The sequence below is a fragment of the Variovorax paradoxus genome, assembly GCF_040544635.1.
Lineage (GTDB): Bacteria > Pseudomonadota > Gammaproteobacteria > Burkholderiales > Burkholderiaceae_C > Variovorax > Variovorax paradoxus_R.
Map to the genome: position 1 here is coordinate 1 of NZ_JBEPKJ010000014.1, position 18,398 is coordinate 18,398.

An 18,398-nucleotide genomic window follows, 5' to 3' on the forward strand; every position below is an offset into this window, starting at 1 on the left:
GTACCTTGCTCCGCGAATGTCCCCCGGCCTGCGGCCTCCTCCTTTATTTCGCTGCGCAAGGCACCCCATCAGCGGGAGCGTTATTCAGAGCGGTCATTGATTAGCCGTACACCAGCAGCGTGCCCTGGTGCACAGGGCATCGGGTGCTCCCCGCAGCGAAATAAAGGAGGAGGCGAAGCCGGGGGACATTCGCGGAGGGGAGTACCCGGTGGCCTGTGCACGCGCCCTGAACAAAAGCGCCCTGAACAAAAGCGCCCTGAACAACAGCATCCCAAACGCGAGCAACCCGCAACACAGCACAAGCTGGAGAAACTTCGATGAAACAGAATCTGATTCGAGTCCTGGGTCTCACGGCAGTGGCACTCGCATCCGCACAAGCCATAGCGGCCGATCTCAAGATCGGCTTCATCAGCTCCCTCTCGGGTCCGGTGGCCGCGCTCGGCGTGCCCTACGAAAAGGGCATTCGCGCAGCCATCGCCGAGCATCCGGAAATCGGCGGGCGCAAGGTCCAGCTGATCGTGCTCGACGACGCCTCAGACCCCACAACCGCCGGCCGAAACGCCCGCAAGCTGGTGACGGAAGACAAAGTCGATGTGCTCATCGGCACCTCGGGCGTGCCCGGCGCGATGGCCATTGCCTCGGTGGCGCGCGAACTCAACACGCCGCTGATCTCGCCCACGCCGGTGACCATCGCCGGCCCCGAGGGCGCGTGGACCGTGACCGTGTCGCAGCCATTCCCGCTCATGGTCGCGGGCGTGGTGGACCGCATGCAGAAGTCCGGCGTGAAGACGGTGGCCTTCATCGGATTTTCCGACGCGCTGGGCGACCTGGCCTATGACTCGCTGATGAAGAGCGCCGACAAGGCCGGCATCAAGGTGGTGGCGAACGAGCGCTATGCGCGCAGCGATTCGTCGGTGGCGGGGCAGATCTTGAAGATCGTCGCTGCCCGGCCCGACGCGGTATTTGCAGGCAACTCCGGAACGCCCGGCGCGCTGCCCTACATCGCACTCGCCGAGCGCGGCTACAAGGGCAGGATCTACGGCACGCACGGGCTCATAAACGCAGACTTCGTGCGCGTCGGCGGTGCGTCCATCGAGGGCCTTCAAGTGCCCAGCGGCCCCGTGCTGGTGGCGGACCAGCTGCCCGACAGCAACCCCATCAAGAAGGTGTCGATGGGCTTTCGCAACGCCTACCAGAAGGTGAACGGCGCGGTACCGACCGATGCCTTCTCCTCCTACACCTACGACGCCTACCTGCTGCTCGCCGACGCCGCCTCGCGCACCAAGGGCGAGCCGGGCACGCCGCAGTACCGCACGGCGCTGCGCGACGCCATCGTGAGCACGAAGGAGTTGGTGGGCACGCACGGCATTTACACCTTCAAGCCCGACGACCGCTACGGCTCCGACCAGCGCGGCGTGGTGATCGTGCGCATGGAAAAAGGGCAATGGAAGCTCGTGCCCTGAGCGCGCTGTGAACCAAGGCCGACCGAGCCCAACCCGATGACCAGCTACCGCCATCATCCCGACCGCATCGCCGCCCTGGTGCAGGACGATCGCGTGCACCGCGACCTGTACCTGAGCGAGGAGATCTTTACGCTCGAGCAGGAACGCCTGTTCGCGAACACCTGGGTCTTCCTCGGGCATGCGAGCCAGGTGCCGGAGGCGGGCGATTTCGTGACACAGGAAGTCGCGGGCCGGCCGCTCCTGATGGTGCGGCAGCCCGACGGCGCGGTGCACGCGCTCTACAACCGCTGCGCCCACAAGGGCACGCAACTGGTGACGGACGAAAGCGGCAACACCGGCCGCTTCTTCCGCTGCCCGTACCACGCGTGGACCTACAAGCTCGATGGCGCGCCGCTCGGCGTGCCGCTGAAGGCCGGCTATGAGGGCACGCAGCTCAGGGCGTGCGAGTCGGGGAAGGGGCTCTCGGTGGTGAAGAACGTGAAGGTCTACCGCGACTTCGTTTTCGTGCGCCTTTCCGAATCCGGTCCTTCGTTCGAAGCGTATTTCGGCGAGGTGCTCGGCGCCATCGACAACATGGTCGACCGCTCGCCCGAAGGCAAGCTCACCGTGGGCGGCGGCGTGCTGCGTAACATCGTCCACTGCAACTGGAAGATGTACCTCGAGAACATCAATGACACGGTGCATCCGATGTCGACGCACGAGTCGGCCACCAAGGCGGCCGAGGCGCTGTGGGAAGGCCACGCACCCACCGACCCCAAGCCGATGGCAATGGAGCAGATCCTGCCCTTCGGGTCGGGCTACGAATTCTTCGACAAGATGGGCGGCCGGGTGTTCGCGAACGGGCACAGCGTGCTGGGCGTGAACTTCAGCATCCACTCCAACTACGCGCAGCTGCCCGAGTACGAGGCTGCGATGCAGGCCGCGCACGGAGTTGAACGCGCGGCCGACATCCTGCAGCGCTCGCCGCAGAACTCGGTTTTCTATCCGAGCCTTTCCGTGAAGGGCTCGCCGCAGGCCATTCGCGTGATCCGGCCGCTGGCCGCCGACCGCACGCTGATCGAGGCCTGGAGCTTTCGCGCGACCGGTGCGCCCGCGCTGCTGTTCGAGCGTGCGATGAGCTACAACCGGCTTGTGTTCTCGCCGATGTCTGTGGTGGCGCACGACGATGTGCACCTGTTCGAGAGCATCCAGCAGGGCCTGCGCGCCGGCGGCAACGAGTGGGTGAGCCTGCACCGCAACTACGACGCGACCGAGCGCACACAAGAGACGATCACCACCAACGGCACGAACGAATTGCTCATGCGCAATCAGTTCCGAGCCTGGGCGAAGTCGATGGCAGCGGGCTTGGAGACCGCGGCATGAACGGCGACCCGCGCGATTTCGTCGCCCGCGAAGCGGCCTTGCTCGACGAGCGGCGCTTCGACGACTGGCTGGCACTCTTCGCCGAAGACGGCCACTACTGGGTGCCGCTGCTCGGTGCGGCTCAAGCCGATCCGTTCTCGCACAACTCGCTGGCCTACGAAGACAGGCTGCTGCTGCAGCTGCGAGTCGACCGCCTCAAGAACCCGCGTGCGCATTCGCAGCACCCCGCAAGCCACAGCCAGCATGTGCTGCAGCCGTCGCGCATCGAGGAGGAAGTCGGCGGCGAAGTGCGTCTGCGCACGCCGTTCCTCTACATCGAGGCGCGGGGTGAATCGCAAATCCTGCTGAGCGGTACCGTGCGCCACCACCTCGTGCGCACACCTTCGGGCTGGGCCATCCGCCAGAAGCGCGTCGACCTGCTCAATGCCGCACGTGCATTACCGGCGATCCAGTTGTTCATCTGAGTTACCTGTTCATTCCAACCATCCTCACTGGAGCTACGACATGAAGAGCCTGATGCTGACCCTGACGCGCGGTGCCATCGCCGCGGCGCTGACCGCCTGTGGTGTTGCGAGCGCGCTGGCGGCCGATCTCAAGGTCGGCCTGAGCGTGTCGCTGTCGGGGCCGAACTCCTCGCTGGGCGTGCCGTACGCCAAGGGCATGCAGGCCGCGCTGGCCTACAAGCCCGAGATCAACGGCCGCAAGGTGCAGCTCATCGTGCTGGACGACGGTTCCGACCCGACCACAGCCGGGCGCAATGCACGCAAGCTCATCGAGGAAGACAAGGTCGACCTGCTCATGGGCACCTCCGGCGTGCCGGCCGCCATTGCCATGGCACAGGTCGGCAAGGAGGCCAAGGTGCCGATGATCGGCCTCACGCCCATCCTGCTCGATCCCAACGAGAACCCCTGGGTCGTCACCGTGGCGCAGCCCACGCAGCTGATGATCGATGCGGTGGTCGAGCGCATGAAGCGCAACAACGTGAAGACGGTCGGCTACATCGGTTTCACCGATGCGTGGGGCGACCTGGTCTACAACGCACTCATGAAGGCCGCGCCCGAGGCCGGCATCAAGGTGGTGAGCAACGAGCGCTACGCACGCGCCGATGCGTCGGTAACCGGGCAGGTGCTGAAGATCGTCGCGCTGCGGCCTGATGCGGTAATGACCGGCGGCGCCGGCACGCCGGGGGCGTTGCCGTTCCTCGCACTGCAGGAGCGCGGCTACAAGGGCGGCGTGTATGGCCAGCACGGGCTCATCAACCCCGACTTCGTGCGCGTGGTCGCTGCCTCCGGGCAGAACGCGTTGATGCCCACCGGCCCGGTGATCGTGGCCGAGCAGTTGCCTGACAACTATCCGACCAAGAAGATTGCGATCGATTTCCGTGCCGCATTCCAGAAGGTCAACAACGCGCCCACCAGCGACGCCTTCTCGGCCTATTCCTTCGACGGCTGGCTGGTGTTCGCCGATGCCGCCTCGCGCGCCATGAAGAAGGCCGAGCCGGGCACGGCGGAGTTTCGCGTTGCGCTGCGCGACGCCATCTTCAGCACCAAGGAAGTGGTGGGCACGCACGGTGTCTACAGCTTCACGCCCGGCAGCCTCTACGGCGTGGACGAACGGGCCCGCGTGATCGTCAAGCTCGACAACGGCCAATGGAAGCTCGCACCTTGAACCGCCGCATGCCAACGACTACGACAACGACAACGACAACGACAACGATACTGCCAAGGGCTTTTCTATGACATGGGACGTGGCGCTGATCCTCGTCACCGATGGCCTGGCCAACGGTGCCGTCTATCTGCTGGCCGGGCTCGGGCTGGTATTGATCTTTTCCGTGACGCGGGTGGTGTTCGTTCCGTTCGGCGACATCGCCGCCTTTGCGGCCTTGTCGCTCGCGGCTTTCGAGACCGGCCGCGTCCCGCCGACCATCGGCATGGTCGCCGTGCTCGCTGCGCTGGCGCTGGCGACGGAAATCGGCAGCCTGTTGCGGCGCGGCGAGGCCGTGCGCATTCCGAAGGCGGTGCTGATGTGGGGTGTGCTGCCCGCCATTCCGTGCGTGCTGGCGTGGCTTGCTGCGAGGCCCGGCGTGCCGGTCGCGGTGCATATCGCGGTGGCGGTATTGCTGGTGGTGCCCATTGCGCCGCTGCTCGCGCGGGTGGTGTTCCAGCCGATTGCCGATGCATCGGTGCTCGTGCTGCTGATCGTGTCGCTGGCGCTGCACTTCTTGCTCTCCGGTCTCGGCCTGTTGTTCTTCGGACCCGAAGGTTCGCGCACCACGCCGCTCACCAGCGCCGTGTTCACGCTGGGCGACGGGTTCACGGTCAGCGGCCAGGTCGCGCTGATGGTGGGAGCGGCCATCGTGCTGAGCGGGCTCTTCTTCCTGGTGTTCGAGCGCACGGTGGCCGGCAAGGCGCTGCGCGCCACGGCCGTGAACCGGGTCGGCGCGCGGCTGGTGGGTATTCGCCCCGTGCGCACCGCGCTGCTGGCGTACGGCTGCGCCTCGCTGCTGGCGGGGCTCATCGGCGTACTCATCGCGCCGGTGACGACCATGTACTACGACTCGGGTTTCATCATCGGGCTGAAGGCCTTCGTCGCCGCGATCATCGGCGGGCTCGTGAGCTACCCGATGACAGCCGTGGGCGCGCTCGCGGTCGGCGTGGTGGAAAGCTTCGCCTCGTTCTGGAGCGGGGCGCTGAAGGACGTGATCGTGTTCAGCCTGCTCATACCGGTGCTCATGCTGCGGTCCTTCATGGCGGCGCATTCCGAAGAGGAAGAAGACGAGGTGGAGCAATGAACGCCAACCGTAAACGCATGACCTGGATCGCCGCCGTGGTGGCCGCGCTGGCCCTGGTGCCGGTGGTCGCGGGCAGCTTCACCGTCTCGCTGCTCAACGACATCGGCATTGGCGCGCTGGTGGCGCTCGGGCTGGTGCTGCTCACCGGCGTGGGTGGTGCCACGTCGTTCGGCCAGGCGGCCTTCGTCGGCATTGCGGCCTATGCGACGGCATGGCTCACGACCGCGCAGGGCATGTCGCCGTGGATCGGGCTGTTGTTCGCGCTGCTGCTCACGGGCTTGTCGGCACTCGCCATCGGCATGCTCACGCTGCGGCTCGGGGGGCACTTCCTGCCGCTGAGCACCATCGCCTGGGGCCTGTCGATCGCGATGCTGTTCGGCAACGTCGATGCGCTCGGGCGCCACACGGGCCTGTCGAACATTCCGGCGCTGCGCATCGCGGGCTGGTCGCTGGCCGACCCGCGTGCGATGTATTACCTGATCTGGGTGGTGGTCGGGCTGGCCTGCCTGTTCAGCCATAACCTGCTGCAGTCGCGGCCGGGGCGGGCGATTCGCGGGCTGCGCGGTGGCGCTACGCTGCTCGCGAGCGTGGGCGCGGATGCCTATCGCGTGCGGCTCACGCTGTTCGTCACAGCCGCGCTGTTCGCCGGGCTGGCGGGCTGGCTCTATGCGCACATGAATCGCTTCGTGAGCCCTTCGCCGTTCGACGTGCGCGCCAGTATCGAGTATCTGCTGATGGCGGTGGCCGGCGGGCTCGGGCAGCTGGCGGGTGCGCTGGTGGGTGCCGCACTGGTGCTGGTGCTCAAGAACGGCCTGCAAGACGTGCTGCCGCTGCTCACGCAGCGCGCGGGGCAGCTGGAGGCCGTGGCCTTCGCGACGCTCTTCATTCTCTTGCTGCACTTCGCGCGAGGCGGGCTCATGGGCCTGCTGCGGCGCTGGACGCGTCGCCGCGCCGGCACCCAAGGTGCTTCACGCTACGAAGCGCCCGCGGTCGAGCCGTTGCCGCACCGCGAGCTGCCGCAGCGCGGCACGCAGGTGCTTTCGGTGAAAGGGGCGGTCAAGCGATTCGGCGGGCTGGTGGCCGTCAACGACGTGAGCTTTGAAGTGAATGCGGGCGAGATCGTGGGGCTCATCGGACCCAACGGCGCGGGCAAGTCGACCATGTTCAACCTGCTGACCTGCACGCTGCCGATGACCTCGGGGCAGGTGCGCTTTCTCGACCACGACATCGCGGGCATGCCGCAGCGACAGGTGGCGCGGCTCGGGTTGGCGCGCACCTTCCAGCACGTGAAGCTCCGGCCGCACATGAGCCTGCTCGACAACGTGGCGCTGGGCGCGCATTCGCGCACGCGCTCGGGCATCGTGAAGGCGGGCCTGCGGCTCGACCGCACGGAAGAAAGGCAGATCCTGCAGGAAGCGCAGCGCCAGCTCGACCGCATCGGCCTGGGCGACCGCGCGCATGAGCTCGCGGGCAGCCTGCCGCTGGGCACGCAGCGCATCCTTGAAATTGCGCGCGCATTGGCTGCCGACCCGGTGCTGCTGGTACTCGACGAGCCCGCAGCGGGCCTGCGCCGCAAGGAAAAGATGGCGCTCGGCGACCTGCTGCGCAAGCTGCGCGAGGAGGGCGTGACCATCCTCATCGTCGAACACGACATGGACTTTGTGATGAAACTGGTGGACCGGCTGGTGGTGATGAACTTCGGCTCCAAGCTCGTGGAGGGCGCCCCGTCCGCGGTGCGTGCCGACGAACGCGTGCAGGCGGCTTACCTGGGGAGCGTTGTATGACGGCAATGCTGGAGATTGGCGACCTGCACGTTTCGTACGGGCAGGTCGAAGCGGTGCGCGGTGTGTCGCTTGCCCTGCAGCCGGGTCAGATCATCTCGGTGATCGGCCCGAACGGCGCGGGCAAGACCACGCTGCTCGCGGCCGCCATGGGCCTGCTGCCTTGCAAGGGCCAGCTCCGCTTCGAGGGTGAAGACCTGCAGGGGCTGGACGTGGAGGCGCGCGTGGAGCGCGGCCTGTGCCTCGTGCCCGAGAAGCGTGAACTGTTCGGTGAACTCACCGTGCTCGACAACCTGCAGCTCGGCGCTTATGCCAAGCGGCTGCGCAGCGATGCGATGAAGCGCCAGCTGCAATCGGTGTACGACCGTTTTCCGCGCCTGGCCGAACGCCGCTCTCAGCGCGCCGACACGCTCTCGGGCGGTGAACGGCAGATGCTCGCTGTAGGCCGCGCGCTCATGTCCGCTCCGCGCCTGCTGATGCTCGACGAACCGAGCCTGGGCCTTGCGCCGCTCATCGTGCGCGACATTCTTTCCATCGTGCGCAAGCTGCGCGAAGACGGGGTTTCGATCCTGCTGGTGGAGCAGAACGCACGCGCCGCGCTCGAGACTTCAGACCACGGCTACGTGCTGGAAACCGGCGAAATCGCGCTCTCGGGCGCTTCGTCCGAACTGGCCAGCGATCCGCGAGTGCAGGCCACCTACCTTGGCGGAGGGACGCACGATGACGAGTGAGCCGCGCTCGGTGCCACCGGCCCAACGCACGCTGCCCGCGATGCTGCGGCGCCAGTCGGCCTTGTTCGGCGCGCGCCCGCTGCTGCGCATGGCGGGTTGCCGCTGGTCGCATGCCGACGCGGCCGAAGCGGCGGGCATTCGCGCCGGAGCGCTGGCGCAAGCCGGTGTCGGGCGCGGAGACCGCATCGCCGTGATGTGCGGCAATCGCATCGAGTTTCTCGAAACCTTTCTCGGTGCCGGCTGGCTCGGGGCTTCGACGGTGCCCGTCAACACCGCATCCATGGGGCCCCAGATCGGGTACTTCCTGGCGCACAGCGAAGCGAAGCTGTTGGTCATCGAAGCCGGTTTCCTGGACCGCCTGCAGACCGCGGACCTGGCGCAGACGAAGCTCAAGGAAATCTGGATCGTCGGTGAAGCGCCTGCGGGCAATCCTGCCGAGTGGCAGGCGCCCGCCAGCGTTCGCGTGCTGGCGTATCCGCACGGCGGTGCCGCTGTTCCACCGGCCGATGTGCAGCCCGGAGATCCGCTGGCCATTCTGTATACCTCGGGCACCACGGGGCCGGCCAAGGGCGTGGTCTGCCCGCACGCGCAGTATTTCTGGTGGGGCGTGAACAGCGCCGAGGTGCTTGGCGTGGGAGCGGACGACGTGCTGTGCACGACCCTGCCGCTCTTTCACATCAATGCGCTCAACACCTTTGCGCAGGCTGCGCTCACGGGTGCCGAGGTCGTCTTCGAAACGCGCTTCTCGGCGTCGGGCTTCTGGCCTTCGATGCACGCGAACGGCGCCACCGTGGTCTACCTGCTGGGCGCCATGGTGCCGATATTGCTCGCCCAACCCGCGGGCGAGGGCGAGCGCCATCACCGCGTGCGCACCGGGCTCGGCCCCGGCGTGCCAGACGCCGCGGGCAAGGCTTTTTTCGAGCGCACCGGCGTGCGCCTGCTCGAAGGCTACGGCTCCACCGAAACCAACTTTGCCATTGCCACGGCGCCGGATTCGCCGCGCGGCGGCGTCATGGGATGGCTGCGGCCCGGCTTCCAGGCGCGCGTTGCCGATGAAGATGATGTGGAGCTGCCCGCCGGAGCAGCCGGCGAACTGCTGCTGCGCGCCGACGAACCCCATGCCTTCGCGAGCGGCTACTTCAACATGCCAGAGAAAACGGTCGAAGCCTGGCGCAATCTCTGGTTTCACACCGGTGACCGCGTGGTGCGCGATGCCGACGGCGCCTTTAGGTTTGTCGACCGCATCAAGGACGCGATTCGCAGGCGCGGCGAAAACATTTCGTCGTTCGAGGTCGAGCAGGTGCTGCTGAGCCACCGCTGCGTAGCCTCCTGCGCGGTGTACCCGGTGCGTTCCGAATTGGCCGAGGACGAGGTCATGGCCGCGCTGGTGCCGCGCGAGGGCGAGCGCATCGATCCGCTGGAGCTGGTGAGTTTCTGCGAGAGCCGCTTGCCTTACTTCGCGGTGCCTCGCTACATCGATGTGCTGCCAGACCTGCCGCGCACCGAAAACGGCAAGGTGCAGAAGTTCAAGCTGCGCGAGCGAGGTGTCGGCCCGCAGACCTGGGACCGCGGGCCGGCCGCGCGTCCGACGGCCAAGGCGGCATGACTTGTGCCCGGTCAGCCCTCGTGTCGAGCGGGTGCGTGTGCTGAACAGGCGATGGGTCACAATCGCTAAAATCGTTCAGAACTAAACAATTCAGGTATGCAAGCAAATTCATTGACCGGCCGCCATGCCCTGGTGACCGGCGCCGCGCGCGGCATCGGCGCCGAAATCGCCCGAACCCTGGCCGCCGAAGGCGCGACGCTGACGCTGCTCGGGCGCGACATCGCCGCACTCCAGCGCGTGGCCGTTTCACTCGCGGGCCAGGACCACGGTGTTGCCGCTGCCGATGTGGCCGACGCGCAAGCGGTGCAGGCCGCCTTTGCGCAGGCTCGCGCTGAGCGTGGCTCTATCGCGATTCTTGTGAACAACGCTGGCGCAGCCGAGAGCGCGCCTTTTCTCAAGACTTCGGTCGAACTCTGGCAGCGCATGCTGTCCGTCAATCTGACGGGCAGCTTTCTCTGCGCACAGGCAGCGCTGCCCGACATGCTCGACGCGGGCTGGGGCCGTATCGTGAACATCGCAAGCACCGCGGGCCAGAAAGGCTATGCCTACGTGGCGGCCTATGCGGCAGCCAAGCACGGTGTGATCGGGCTCACGCGCTCGCTCGCGCTCGAAGTGGCGCGCAAGGGCGTGACGGTGAACGCGGTGTGCCCGGGCTACACCGATACCGACATCTTGCGTGCGAGCGTCGCCAACGTGGTGGGCAAGACCGGGCGCAGCGAAGCCGATGCGCTGGCCGAGTTCTCCAGCGTCAATCCGCAGCGGCGCATCGTCCAGCCCGCCGAGGTGGCCGACACGGTTCGCTGGCTCTGCGGCGAGGGTGCCGCGTCCGTCACCGGGCAATCGGTGTCGGTTTCGGGCGGGGAGGTGATGTGATGCGCAACGATGCCTCGCACGCCGCGCTCAGCGATGCAGAGGAACTCGGCCACGAGGCGCGAGCGGGCCGCGAAGACCACGCCATGCTCAAGCTGTGGCTGCGCATGCTGGCAAGCACCACGCAGATCGAAGCCGAAATACGGCGCCGGCTGCGCGAGCGCTTCGGCATTTCGCTGGCGCGCTTCGACTACATGGCGCAGCTCTACCGCTATGAAGAAGGCCTGAAGATGCGCGTGCTGTCGCGCTACCTGATGGTGACCGGCGGCAACGTCACCGGCCTGACGGACGAGCTCGAGCGCGACGGCGTAGTGGCCCGCGCGCACAGCCCCGACGACCGCCGTTCGTGGATCGTGAGCCTCACCCCCAAGGGCCGCGCCAGCTTCGAGACCATGGCCAAGGAGCACGAGCAATGGATTCTCGAGATGTTCTCGGGGCTCGACATGAAAACCGTCAAGCAGATGCACGCGCAACTCGGCCAGCTGCGGGTGCACGTGATGCGCAGCGAGCCCGCGGGCGAGGAGGGCTGATGAGCGGCGCCAGCGAAACAGAAGCGTCCCCGGCCGAGTTCCGCCGTCCGCGGATGATCCGTTTTTCCGACTGCGATCCGGCCGGCATCGTCTTCTATCCGCAGTACTTCGTGATGCTCAACGGGCTGGTGGAAGACTGGGTGAGCGAAGGGCTCGGCATCGACTACCACGCGCTCATTTCCGAGCGGCGCATCGGCTTGCCCACGGTGCGGCTCGAAGCCGACTTTCGTGCGGTGAGCCGCATGGGCGACCAGGTCGCGCTCGGCCTTTCGGTGGAGCGGCTGGGCTCACGCTCGATGTCGCTCGTCTTGCGCTGCTTCGAGCCGAACAGCGGCGAACTGCGCATGCAGGTGAAGCAGGTTCTCGTGACGACTTCGCTCGAGAGCCATCGCGCCGTGGAAATTCCGCAAGACTTGCGCGCAGCCATCCTGCGCGAATCACCTTCCTCGCCCGTCTGAAGAAAAAAGATCAGGGCTGCGGTTCTTCGCCCGGCGTGCGCGCACGCTGCTTGAGCCAGCCGCTGAGTTCCTTCTTCCCCTTGGCGTTGGCTTGGCGCCAGGCTTCGCGGGCGGCCGCAACGAAGCGCTCTTCGGCCGCGTCGGGCACTTCGGAGACACGGTCTTCCTTGTCCAGCCAGCCGGCTTCCACCTCGCAGTGCCGCTCGATCTGCCGCGCCAGGTTGTCGCCGATGGGCCGGGAGCTCTTGATCTGGCTCCACATGCTCGGGGAGATTTCTATCTTCTTGGCAAAGGCTTGGTCCAGTCCCTTGGCGGGCAGGCCGGCCGCAATGGCCCCTTCGAGAAAACGGCGGTGCAGCGCAAGAACATTGCGGCGACGCGCGACGGTGGTATTGGGCACTGTTTGAAAACAACAACAAGAAGACGAGAAAAGATTGTCCCGGTTGTTGACGCTGCCGTAAACACTATTTACAGTTCGGCTCATTCGCGGTTTCGGCCGCAGCGTTTTCAACCCCGGCACTCAAGCCGCACAAGCAAAAAAAGCTTCGACCAGGAACCATCGTGAACACCGCCACCGCACCGCGCATCACCAGCATTCGACCCGCTTCGGGCCGATCGCTCATGCGCGCTGTCGTCGCGTTCAAAGGTCACATGCCGCCGGGCGGAGGTTGCGCGTAGAGCGCACCTCCCAAGCTCTCTTCACCAGAGGCCCGGACACCGCAAGGTTCCGGGCCTTTTTGTTTTTCGTCTTCTTCGGCTTTTGCCATTTCGGGTGTGCCTTCGCCACACCGCCAGTTTTCAGCCGCGTAGACGGTCTGGCGGGATGTGCAGGAAAGTGGACCGTTCCTGTGCGGCGACGTCGTACGGGGCAGCACTTGCGTGCTGTCCGTCGCGCGAGGACACAACCGAAATGAACAAAGCCATACCCGAGCGGGACCGGGCCATGCAGATGGCCCTCCCGTGGAAACCGGCCGCAAAGATTGGGCGGCGCCGGAACCCGTAACCGGACATTCGACGACGACAACGGCCGAGTCACGCACGCAACCAGCGAAGGAGCCTCCATGCGCAAGCGCAACACCCCGATCCGGATGATCACCGTTCGCCCGGTACAGGCTCGCCAGCGCATGGTGCTGGCCATTGCGGAGCGCTTCGGCTTTGGCCCGAGGGCTCATCAGGCGAGGCAGGCTGCGCCCGAGCCTTCGCTCGCGCGGCTGGATTGCAGTCTTGAGTGCCTCGATCTCGACCTCGATCAGCGCGTGCGCAAGATCGGCGAGTGGTAGTGTGTTTTCTTGTGCGTGCCGCGTCGCGGCACTCGCTCAGCGGCTGAAGCCGCCAAAAACGCCGTAGACGATGATCCCGGCAGTTGCAAGGCCCCCGACGATCAGGCAGATCACCTTGGTGGCGCGACCGCCGCGGCGTCTCGAGCGGGTCCAGTGTTCCGGACCTATCAGGTCGATGGGAACAGTGGGTTTGCCAAAGTCGGAAGCCTTTTCCATGAGGAGGAAATATAGCTCAGCCCGCAAAGTCGGTGGCCTTTCCGGTTCATTCGGAGAATCCCGGTTGGGGGAGGCGGGACAAAAAAATACCCGCCATGGCGGGTGCAACGAGCTTGAGCTTCGACCTTATGTGCCCCTATCGTCGGAGTTCTTGTTCTTTTTTTGCGATGCATGACAGCAAACCGCAAGATGCCACGCCGAACAACTCATCTGAGCGAGTCGGGGCGAAGGGCGGGGAAATCACTTGAGAAAAGTGTGAAATAGTGCCGTATGAGCAAAGAAATCATCTGTGAAAGCCTGAAGCGGGCGTTGGAAAGCTGGGTCCGCCATGCTTCCGCCGAACAACTGTGGCAGGTGCACCGGGCGGGTGGCCTGGGCGCGTCCATCGCGGTGGAAGGCGATGTTGTTCATGTCCGCATCGAGCTCGGTGGTCCGCGCAACCCGCTGTCGGACCTGGGCCGAACCGACGGGCGCCTGCCCGTTACCGAGGCCTTTCTGGGCGAGAGCGCCGTGTGGGGCACGCCGCCCCCGCAGGGCGACCAGGCACGCAAGCAATGGTTCTTGTCCAGCCAATTGGCCCAGGAACATGCGCGGCAGTATCTGCTTGCGGAGGTGAGCGAGAGGCGCGAGTTGCTGGCGCGCTTTGTCGAGGAGTGGTTGGCGGGTTGATCAAAATGGGCGTAGCCGGCGTAGTATCTCGCCTCCTACGATGCCGGCATTCCACGGCTTGTTCTGCGACTTCGCAGACACCGCGGTGGCCGCGCGTGCGATGTTCTTGCTCAAGCACGACCCCGACTACGCGGGCTGCCTCGTCAACTCACGCCGGTGCGAACGCAACAACGATTGACAGAGGTCCAGTACCCATCAATCACACCACGCCGGGGCAACGGCCCTGCTCGGCGCAGCAGGCACCTGCATCGCAGTGCTCGCACTCGCACTGACAGGCGTCCTGCCGATGCTGGTGGCAAACCATCGAAAGATGTTTGTCTGGTGGTCGCCGCGTCCCGTGGTCCGCACGAACAGATAGCCGGATGTCGCGTTGCCCAGCTCGTCGATGGGAATACCCGCGGATCGAAGCGCTTCGATTTCAGCGCTGGCGCTCATGTGGAGCGGCAACTGCAATGTGACGGTCGCGTTGTGGATGGCTTGATTGAGCATCGCTTGACTCCCGGGTGAAAGCTTGCAGCTTCCACCTTGCGAGGCTCATCAGTACAGCGGTCGCCGGTAATAAATGTGACTTTCTCCCATTTAAGGGGCTGTCACATCAATCGCAAGCCTCGGGCGAGTTGCATGGAGGTCTTCACGAACGTGGGCAGGTCACCCATTTTCGCGATCTCGGCGAGGCCCTCACTGGTAATGCCGGTCACCGTCGCCATCCGCGATGCAGCGTAGGGGCCGGTGGGCTTGAGCGCCGCGATTTCAGCCCGGATCAAACCTGTGGCCAACAGCACCGAGACATTCCGGATTTCTTCTGGCAGGACGACCCGCACAGGAAGCGGCGTGTGCAGAAGCCTCATCAAGAACAAGAGTGGCATTCGAACCTCCGATGCCGGCCCTTGCTGTGCCAAAAATGCCGGCTATTTTTGGTTCGCGGAATGTATCTGAAGGTGACTTGTTGCACCCAATTGCTTATTGTTTAAAACCAGTTTCGCCAAATACATCACATTTTGCCGCCTGTGCGCCGCCGAGCAGGTACCGAAACGCTATGCCGTGACGCGGGCGAATCCCACAATGGCGGCCTGTTGGCTCTATCGAGCGGCTTCATCGGCGGAGTTGTCCCATGCGGGCCCCCAGAGCCGACGGATAGGGCGTCGACCCGCCGCGCCACCAGGAGCAAAAAGCATGGATCACGGAACGTACAAGAGCCGCACGCACAACATGGATGCGCCGCCAGAGGCGACCTTTGCCGCCATCATCAAAGAGCAGATGACCAAGCGGGATACGGAACTGGCGGAGGCAATGCAATCCTTGGAGGCCGTCGCACAAAAAGTCGCGGCGAGCGTCGCCAGGTTTGTCGACCTGACAAGTCCGGATGCGCGCATGGCGCCGTTGGACCGGACTGCTGCTTTGACGCAAGACAGCCATTCTCCCAAGGCGTTCGGTCTTGCCGGAGAGATCAACCGTGTGACCGAGCGCCTGAGATCGCTGCAGGCCGCGGTGGATCGCGCAACACGCCAGCGGCGCCGAAGCGCCGCCTCAAAGAATTGGAGTTCGCCTTTATCTCCCGATGCTGCTGCCGGATCGGCGGGGCTAACGGATGGCGGACCGATTCCACACTGAACGCCCTGAACTTTGTCTCGTTCGGGCTGGGAGATGCGCTCCCGCCAGGAACGCCTTTTGCCGTCTCTTCGTTGTGGTGCTTCCATTTCCGAAGCCCAATGAAAAAAGCCCACTATCAGGTCGATAGCGGGCTTTCCAGCATTACTGCGCTTGTTGGTGGTGGGCCCTGAGTGACTCGAACACTCGACCTACGGATTAAGAGTCCGCTGCTCTACCAACTGAGCTAAGAGCCCTTGCGCTCAAAACGTTGTGCGTTTTTAGGCAAGACCGCAAGTATAGCGTAAAAATTCCTGGGCTCAACGATTTTGTACGGGGCGGCGGTAGGATTCGTCATCATCGACGGGCCCTGGCGGCCCTCAACCAGGAGAGCTTCCATGACCGACACAATCATCGACATGCCTCATGTCGTGATCACCGGAGCCGCAGGCGCGCTGGGCCGCGCGGTGGCCCAGCACTTTCTCGACCAGGGTGCGCGTCTCGCGCTGATCGATCACCATGCAGACCGCCTGACCGAGGTCTTTCCGGGCCTGGACAATTCGCGGCACCTGCTGCTTGCGGGCGACGTGACCTCGCCATCAGAGATGACCGATCTGGCCGGCCAGGCGCTCAAGGCTTTCGGCCGCATCGATGCGCTGGTTCACATTGCCGGCGGCTTCGAGATGGGCGAGGCAACGCACGCACTCACGCGCGCAAGCTGGGACCGGATGATGAATCTCAATGCCTGGTCTTTCGTCGCGGTCACGCAGGCGGTGCTGCCTTCGATGATCGAGCGCGGCGCCGGGCGCATCGTCGCGGTAACCGCCAAGGTGGCGGCGCGCGGCCTGCCTGCCATGGCTGCGTACATCGCATCGAAGAGCGCGCTGCAGCGGTTGGTGGAAGCCATGGCGGCGGAAGCGGCGCCGCATGGCGTGGCGGTCAACAGCGTGGCGCCCAGCGTGCTCGACACGCCGGCCAACCGGCAAGCCATGCCTGACGCGAATCCTGCGGAATGGGTGTCGACTGCGGTCGCTGCGCAGACCATCGGCTTTCTTGCGTCTTCGGCGGCTGCGGCGCTGCACGGCCAGCACCTCACGCTCGACACCTGATGTTCGGCATTTGAGCTAGAAAACAGACCAACGCCCTGGCGCAACGCCAGGGCGTTTTGCTTTCCGCCGAAGCAACGGCACGCGCCCCGTTTCAGGCAGGCGCTTTGTCATGGTTGCAGCCGGCGGGGGCGGGGCGCTTGTCTCCCTTCAGAAGGGGCGCATCGCTCATGTGTGCATGCGGCGCAATTTCTACAGTGACTCCACGGCAAAACGCTTTGGTCCGGCTCGGGCGACAAGCGGCGCCGGTTGGCTACCTCACTGGGGAATACGCATGGAACCGATCGAACTGCTGCCAAGAAGCTTCACGAACCTGCTGCGGGAAGACGCGGGCATGTCGTTCATGGAGTTTGCGCTCATTGGTGCGCTCGTGCTGGTGGTGTGTCTGCTCCTGCTGCTTGCAGTGCGGCGCAGCGCCTGAAGACGCAACAAATCCACCCCTACGGAGCACACGCACCATGAAGGATTTCGGCGCTTTCCTCGATCTGCTGACGATGCTGGCATCGGACTTCCGCATGGGCGGGCTCTTCGTTCTGCTGTTGATGGCCGCCGTCAGCGACTGGCGCTTCTATCGCATTCCCAACTGGCTGACGTTCGGCGGCATGGCTTTCGCGCTGATCTACGGAACGTTAGCCGCGCGCACACCGCTGTCAGGTGCGGCGCTTGCGCTGGGCGGGTGGGGCACGGGCCTGGTGATCATGCTGCCGTTCTACGCCCTCGGAATCATGGGTGCGGGCGACGTCAAGCTGATGGCGATGGTCGGCGCCTTTCTCGGGCCTTATCAAACGCTGCAGGCCATCCTCTTCACGTGCATTGCCGGCGGTGTGGCGGCCATCGTCTTTGCCATTCATCGCCGCCGCCTCGGCCACATGCTGGCCAACGTCAGGGCCGCCGCGCAAGGCATCGCGGTGTCGGGCATCGCCGGCGTGCGGCCGTCCGGAACGATCGACGCGAGGCAATCCATAGGAAAGCTGCCTTACGGCGTTTGCATCTGCGCGGGGACGGTTGCACAAGTCCTGGCGCACCAGTTGGGCTACGTCTAGCCCTTTCTTCACTCTTCATCCACGGCGGAGATTCGCATGAAAAACATCAAGGCGCTCGGGCTGCTTCTACTCGCCCTCCTGACCGGCCTGGCAGCCGCAATCTACGCGACGGGGTGGGTTTCGCGACAGGCCGGAATCTCTTCCAACAAAGTGGTGGTGGCGGCCGTGGACATCGAGCTGGGCAGCCGGGTAAATCCCCAGATGCTGTCGCTGGTCGATTGGCCCAGCGGCTCCACGCCGGCGGGCGCTTTCAAGGACACCAAGGCGCTGGCAGACCGTGTGGTCAAGGTCGGGGTGCTGCGCGGCGAAGCCATTCTGGAGGGGAAGCTCGCGCCCGTCGGCACCCAGGGCGGGCTCTCCGCGGTCATTGCAAGCGGCAAGCGCGCAATGACGGTGCGGGTCAACGACGTGGTCGGCGTGGCGGGCTTCGCGTTGCCGGGCAACTACGTCGATGTGATGGTCAACGCCCAGCAGGACAAGAGCGGCGGCGAAGAGAACCGCCAGATCAGCAAGACAGTGCTGGAAAAGGTACTGGTGCTGGCGGTGGCGCAGGAGGCCGGCCGCGACGAGACAAAACCGAAGGTGGTGAGCGCCGTCACGCTGGAACTGTCTCTGGAAGATTCCGAAAAGCTCGACCTGGCGCGCAGCGTGGGAACGCTGTCGCTGGTGCTGCGCAACCAGATGGACAAGACCACAGTGGCAACCACCGGCATCACCAAGGGCCAGCTGTTCGGCGAGAAGGAAATCCTGCCGATCTCCACCACCGTGGCTGCGCGGCCGGCCCCGGCGCGCATGCCGCGTGTCGGCCCCGTCGCGTTGCGGCAGTCCGAGTGCGTGGAAGTGATCCAGCACGCGGCGCGCTCGCTCACCTGTTTCTGATCAGTCCCCGTCAGGAGGAACAACAA

Annotated in this window: 23 protein-coding genes and 1 tRNA gene; 19 read left to right on the forward strand and 5 right to left on the reverse strand. The window is 65.2% G+C overall.

Annotation, left to right across the window (positions count from 1 at the left end; all coding sequences use genetic code 11):
* Positions 1–317: 317 nt before the first annotated feature.
* The 11 genes from ABIC94_RS21865 (at position 318) to ABIC94_RS21915 (ending at position 11,592) form a co-directional block, all read left to right on the forward strand.
* Positions 318–1,463: an ABC transporter substrate-binding protein gene (locus tag ABIC94_RS21865; RefSeq protein WP_354375079.1), complete on the forward strand. Its 1,146-nt coding sequence runs from the start codon at positions 318–320 to the stop codon at positions 1,461–1,463.
* A gap of 36 nt (positions 1,464–1,499) precedes the next feature.
* Entirely contained in the window at positions 1,500–2,825 is a 1,326-nt protein-coding gene (locus tag ABIC94_RS21870; RefSeq protein ID WP_354375081.1) for an aromatic ring-hydroxylating dioxygenase subunit alpha, read from the forward strand.
* Positions 2,822–3,289, forward strand: a complete 468-nt coding sequence (locus ABIC94_RS21875; RefSeq protein WP_354375082.1) for an aromatic-ring-hydroxylating dioxygenase subunit beta — start codon at positions 2,822–2,824, stop codon at positions 3,287–3,289. Before ABIC94_RS21870 ends, ABIC94_RS21875 begins: the two co-directional genes overlap by 4 nt.
* A gap of 40 nt (positions 3,290–3,329) precedes the next feature.
* Positions 3,330–4,493, forward strand: a complete 1,164-nt coding sequence (locus ABIC94_RS21880) for an ABC transporter substrate-binding protein (RefSeq protein ID WP_354375083.1) — start codon at positions 3,330–3,332, stop codon at positions 4,491–4,493.
* A gap of 67 nt (positions 4,494–4,560) precedes the next feature.
* Positions 4,561–5,616, forward strand: coding sequence for a branched-chain amino acid ABC transporter permease (locus tag ABIC94_RS21885; protein ID WP_354375084.1), 1,056 nt, complete (start codon positions 4,561–4,563; stop codon positions 5,614–5,616).
* On the forward strand, positions 5,613–7,400 hold the full coding sequence (locus ABIC94_RS21890) for a branched-chain amino acid ABC transporter ATP-binding protein/permease (RefSeq protein ID WP_354375085.1): 1,788 nt from the start codon (positions 5,613–5,615) through the stop codon (positions 7,398–7,400). Before ABIC94_RS21885 ends, ABIC94_RS21890 begins: the two co-directional genes overlap by 4 nt.
* The gene (locus tag ABIC94_RS21895) at positions 7,397–8,128 is read left to right on the forward strand and encodes an ABC transporter ATP-binding protein (RefSeq protein ID WP_354375086.1); all 732 of its coding nucleotides are present in this window, start codon (positions 7,397–7,399) and stop codon (positions 8,126–8,128) included. Before ABIC94_RS21890 ends, ABIC94_RS21895 begins: the two co-directional genes overlap by 4 nt.
* Positions 8,118–9,734, forward strand: a complete 1,617-nt coding sequence (locus ABIC94_RS21900; RefSeq protein ID WP_354375087.1) for an ATP-dependent acyl-CoA ligase — start codon at positions 8,118–8,120, stop codon at positions 9,732–9,734. The genes ABIC94_RS21895 and ABIC94_RS21900 overlap by 11 nt, the downstream gene beginning before the upstream one ends.
* Before the next feature lie 96 nt (positions 9,735–9,830).
* A complete protein-coding gene (locus tag ABIC94_RS21905) occupies positions 9,831–10,607 on the forward strand; it encodes an SDR family NAD(P)-dependent oxidoreductase (RefSeq protein WP_354375088.1) in 777 nt (258 codons plus the stop codon).
* Positions 10,607–11,134, forward strand: a complete 528-nt coding sequence (locus ABIC94_RS21910; protein WP_354375090.1) for a MarR family winged helix-turn-helix transcriptional regulator — start codon at positions 10,607–10,609, stop codon at positions 11,132–11,134. Before ABIC94_RS21905 ends, ABIC94_RS21910 begins: the two co-directional genes overlap by 1 nt.
* Positions 11,134–11,592, forward strand: a complete 459-nt coding sequence (locus tag ABIC94_RS21915; protein ID WP_354375091.1) for an acyl-CoA thioesterase — start codon at positions 11,134–11,136, stop codon at positions 11,590–11,592. The genes ABIC94_RS21910 and ABIC94_RS21915 overlap by 1 nt, the downstream gene beginning before the upstream one ends.
* A 10-nt stretch (positions 11,593–11,602) precedes the next feature.
* Here the strand turns inward: ABIC94_RS21915 and ABIC94_RS21920 are convergent, their stop codons facing one another.
* Positions 11,603–11,992 carry a hypothetical protein gene (locus ABIC94_RS21920; RefSeq protein WP_354375092.1) on the reverse strand — a complete coding sequence of 130 codons (390 nt, stop codon included), beginning with the start codon at positions 11,990–11,992 and terminating at the stop codon, positions 11,603–11,605.
* A 661-nt stretch (positions 11,993–12,653) separates the two neighbouring features.
* Between ABIC94_RS21920 and ABIC94_RS21925 the strand changes: the two genes are divergently transcribed.
* On the forward strand, positions 12,654–12,872 hold the full coding sequence (locus ABIC94_RS21925) for a short-chain dehydrogenase (RefSeq protein ID WP_354375093.1): 219 nt from the start codon (positions 12,654–12,656) through the stop codon (positions 12,870–12,872).
* A 36-nt stretch (positions 12,873–12,908) separates the two neighbouring features.
* Here ABIC94_RS21925 and ABIC94_RS21930 read toward each other — a convergent pair whose 3' ends face one another.
* Complete coding sequence (locus ABIC94_RS21930; RefSeq protein WP_354375094.1) at positions 12,909–13,088, reverse strand: hypothetical protein; 180 nt, start codon at positions 13,086–13,088, stop codon at positions 12,909–12,911.
* Positions 13,089–13,358: 270 nt separating this feature from the next.
* On the opposite strand from ABIC94_RS21930, the gene ABIC94_RS21935 reads away from it, so the two are divergent.
* Both ABIC94_RS21935 and ABIC94_RS21940 read left to right on the forward strand, forming a co-directional pair.
* Positions 13,359–13,757, forward strand: a complete 399-nt coding sequence (locus ABIC94_RS21935; RefSeq protein ID WP_354375095.1) for a hypothetical protein — start codon at positions 13,359–13,361, stop codon at positions 13,755–13,757.
* A 40-nt stretch (positions 13,758–13,797) separates the two neighbouring features.
* Positions 13,798–13,935 carry a hypothetical protein gene (locus ABIC94_RS21940; protein WP_354375096.1) on the forward strand — a complete coding sequence of 46 codons (138 nt, stop codon included), beginning with the start codon at positions 13,798–13,800 and terminating at the stop codon, positions 13,933–13,935.
* A 17-nt stretch (positions 13,936–13,952) separates the two neighbouring features.
* Here ABIC94_RS21940 and ABIC94_RS21945 read toward each other — a convergent pair whose 3' ends face one another.
* Positions 13,953–14,246, reverse strand: a complete 294-nt coding sequence (locus ABIC94_RS21945) for a hypothetical protein (RefSeq protein ID WP_354375097.1) — start codon at positions 14,244–14,246, stop codon at positions 13,953–13,955.
* Between the two features lie 101 nt (positions 14,247–14,347).
* Positions 14,348–14,623, reverse strand: a complete 276-nt coding sequence (locus ABIC94_RS21950; RefSeq protein WP_354375098.1) for a hypothetical protein — start codon at positions 14,621–14,623, stop codon at positions 14,348–14,350.
* A 307-nt stretch (positions 14,624–14,930) separates the two neighbouring features.
* On the opposite strand from ABIC94_RS21950, the gene ABIC94_RS21955 reads away from it, so the two are divergent.
* Positions 14,931–15,368, forward strand: a complete 438-nt coding sequence (locus ABIC94_RS21955; RefSeq protein ID WP_354375099.1) for a hypothetical protein — start codon at positions 14,931–14,933, stop codon at positions 15,366–15,368.
* 157 nt (positions 15,369–15,525) lie between these two features.
* Here ABIC94_RS21955 and ABIC94_RS21960 read toward each other — a convergent pair.
* Positions 15,526–15,601, reverse strand: a tRNA-Lys gene (locus ABIC94_RS21960).
* A 141-nt stretch (positions 15,602–15,742) separates the two neighbouring features.
* On the opposite strand from ABIC94_RS21960, the gene ABIC94_RS21965 reads away from it, so the two are divergent.
* The 4 genes from ABIC94_RS21965 to cpaB all read left to right on the forward strand — a co-directional run bounded on the left by ABIC94_RS21965 (position 15,743) and on the right by cpaB (position 18,372).
* Positions 15,743–16,453, forward strand: coding sequence for an SDR family NAD(P)-dependent oxidoreductase (locus ABIC94_RS21965; protein ID WP_354375100.1), 711 nt, complete (start codon positions 15,743–15,745; stop codon positions 16,451–16,453).
* 271 nt (positions 16,454–16,724) lie between these two features.
* Positions 16,725–16,871, forward strand: a complete 147-nt coding sequence (locus ABIC94_RS21970) for a hypothetical protein (RefSeq protein ID WP_354375101.1) — start codon at positions 16,725–16,727, stop codon at positions 16,869–16,871.
* Positions 16,872–16,908: 37 nt separating this feature from the next.
* Complete coding sequence (locus tag ABIC94_RS21975; protein WP_354375102.1) at positions 16,909–17,493, forward strand: A24 family peptidase; 585 nt, start codon at positions 16,909–16,911, stop codon at positions 17,491–17,493.
* A 36-nt stretch (positions 17,494–17,529) separates the two neighbouring features.
* The gene (cpaB, locus tag ABIC94_RS21980; RefSeq protein WP_354375103.1) at positions 17,530–18,372 is read left to right on the forward strand and encodes a Flp pilus assembly protein CpaB; all 843 of its coding nucleotides are present in this window, start codon (positions 17,530–17,532) and stop codon (positions 18,370–18,372) included.
* The last annotated feature ends 26 nt before the right edge of the window (positions 18,373–18,398 follow it).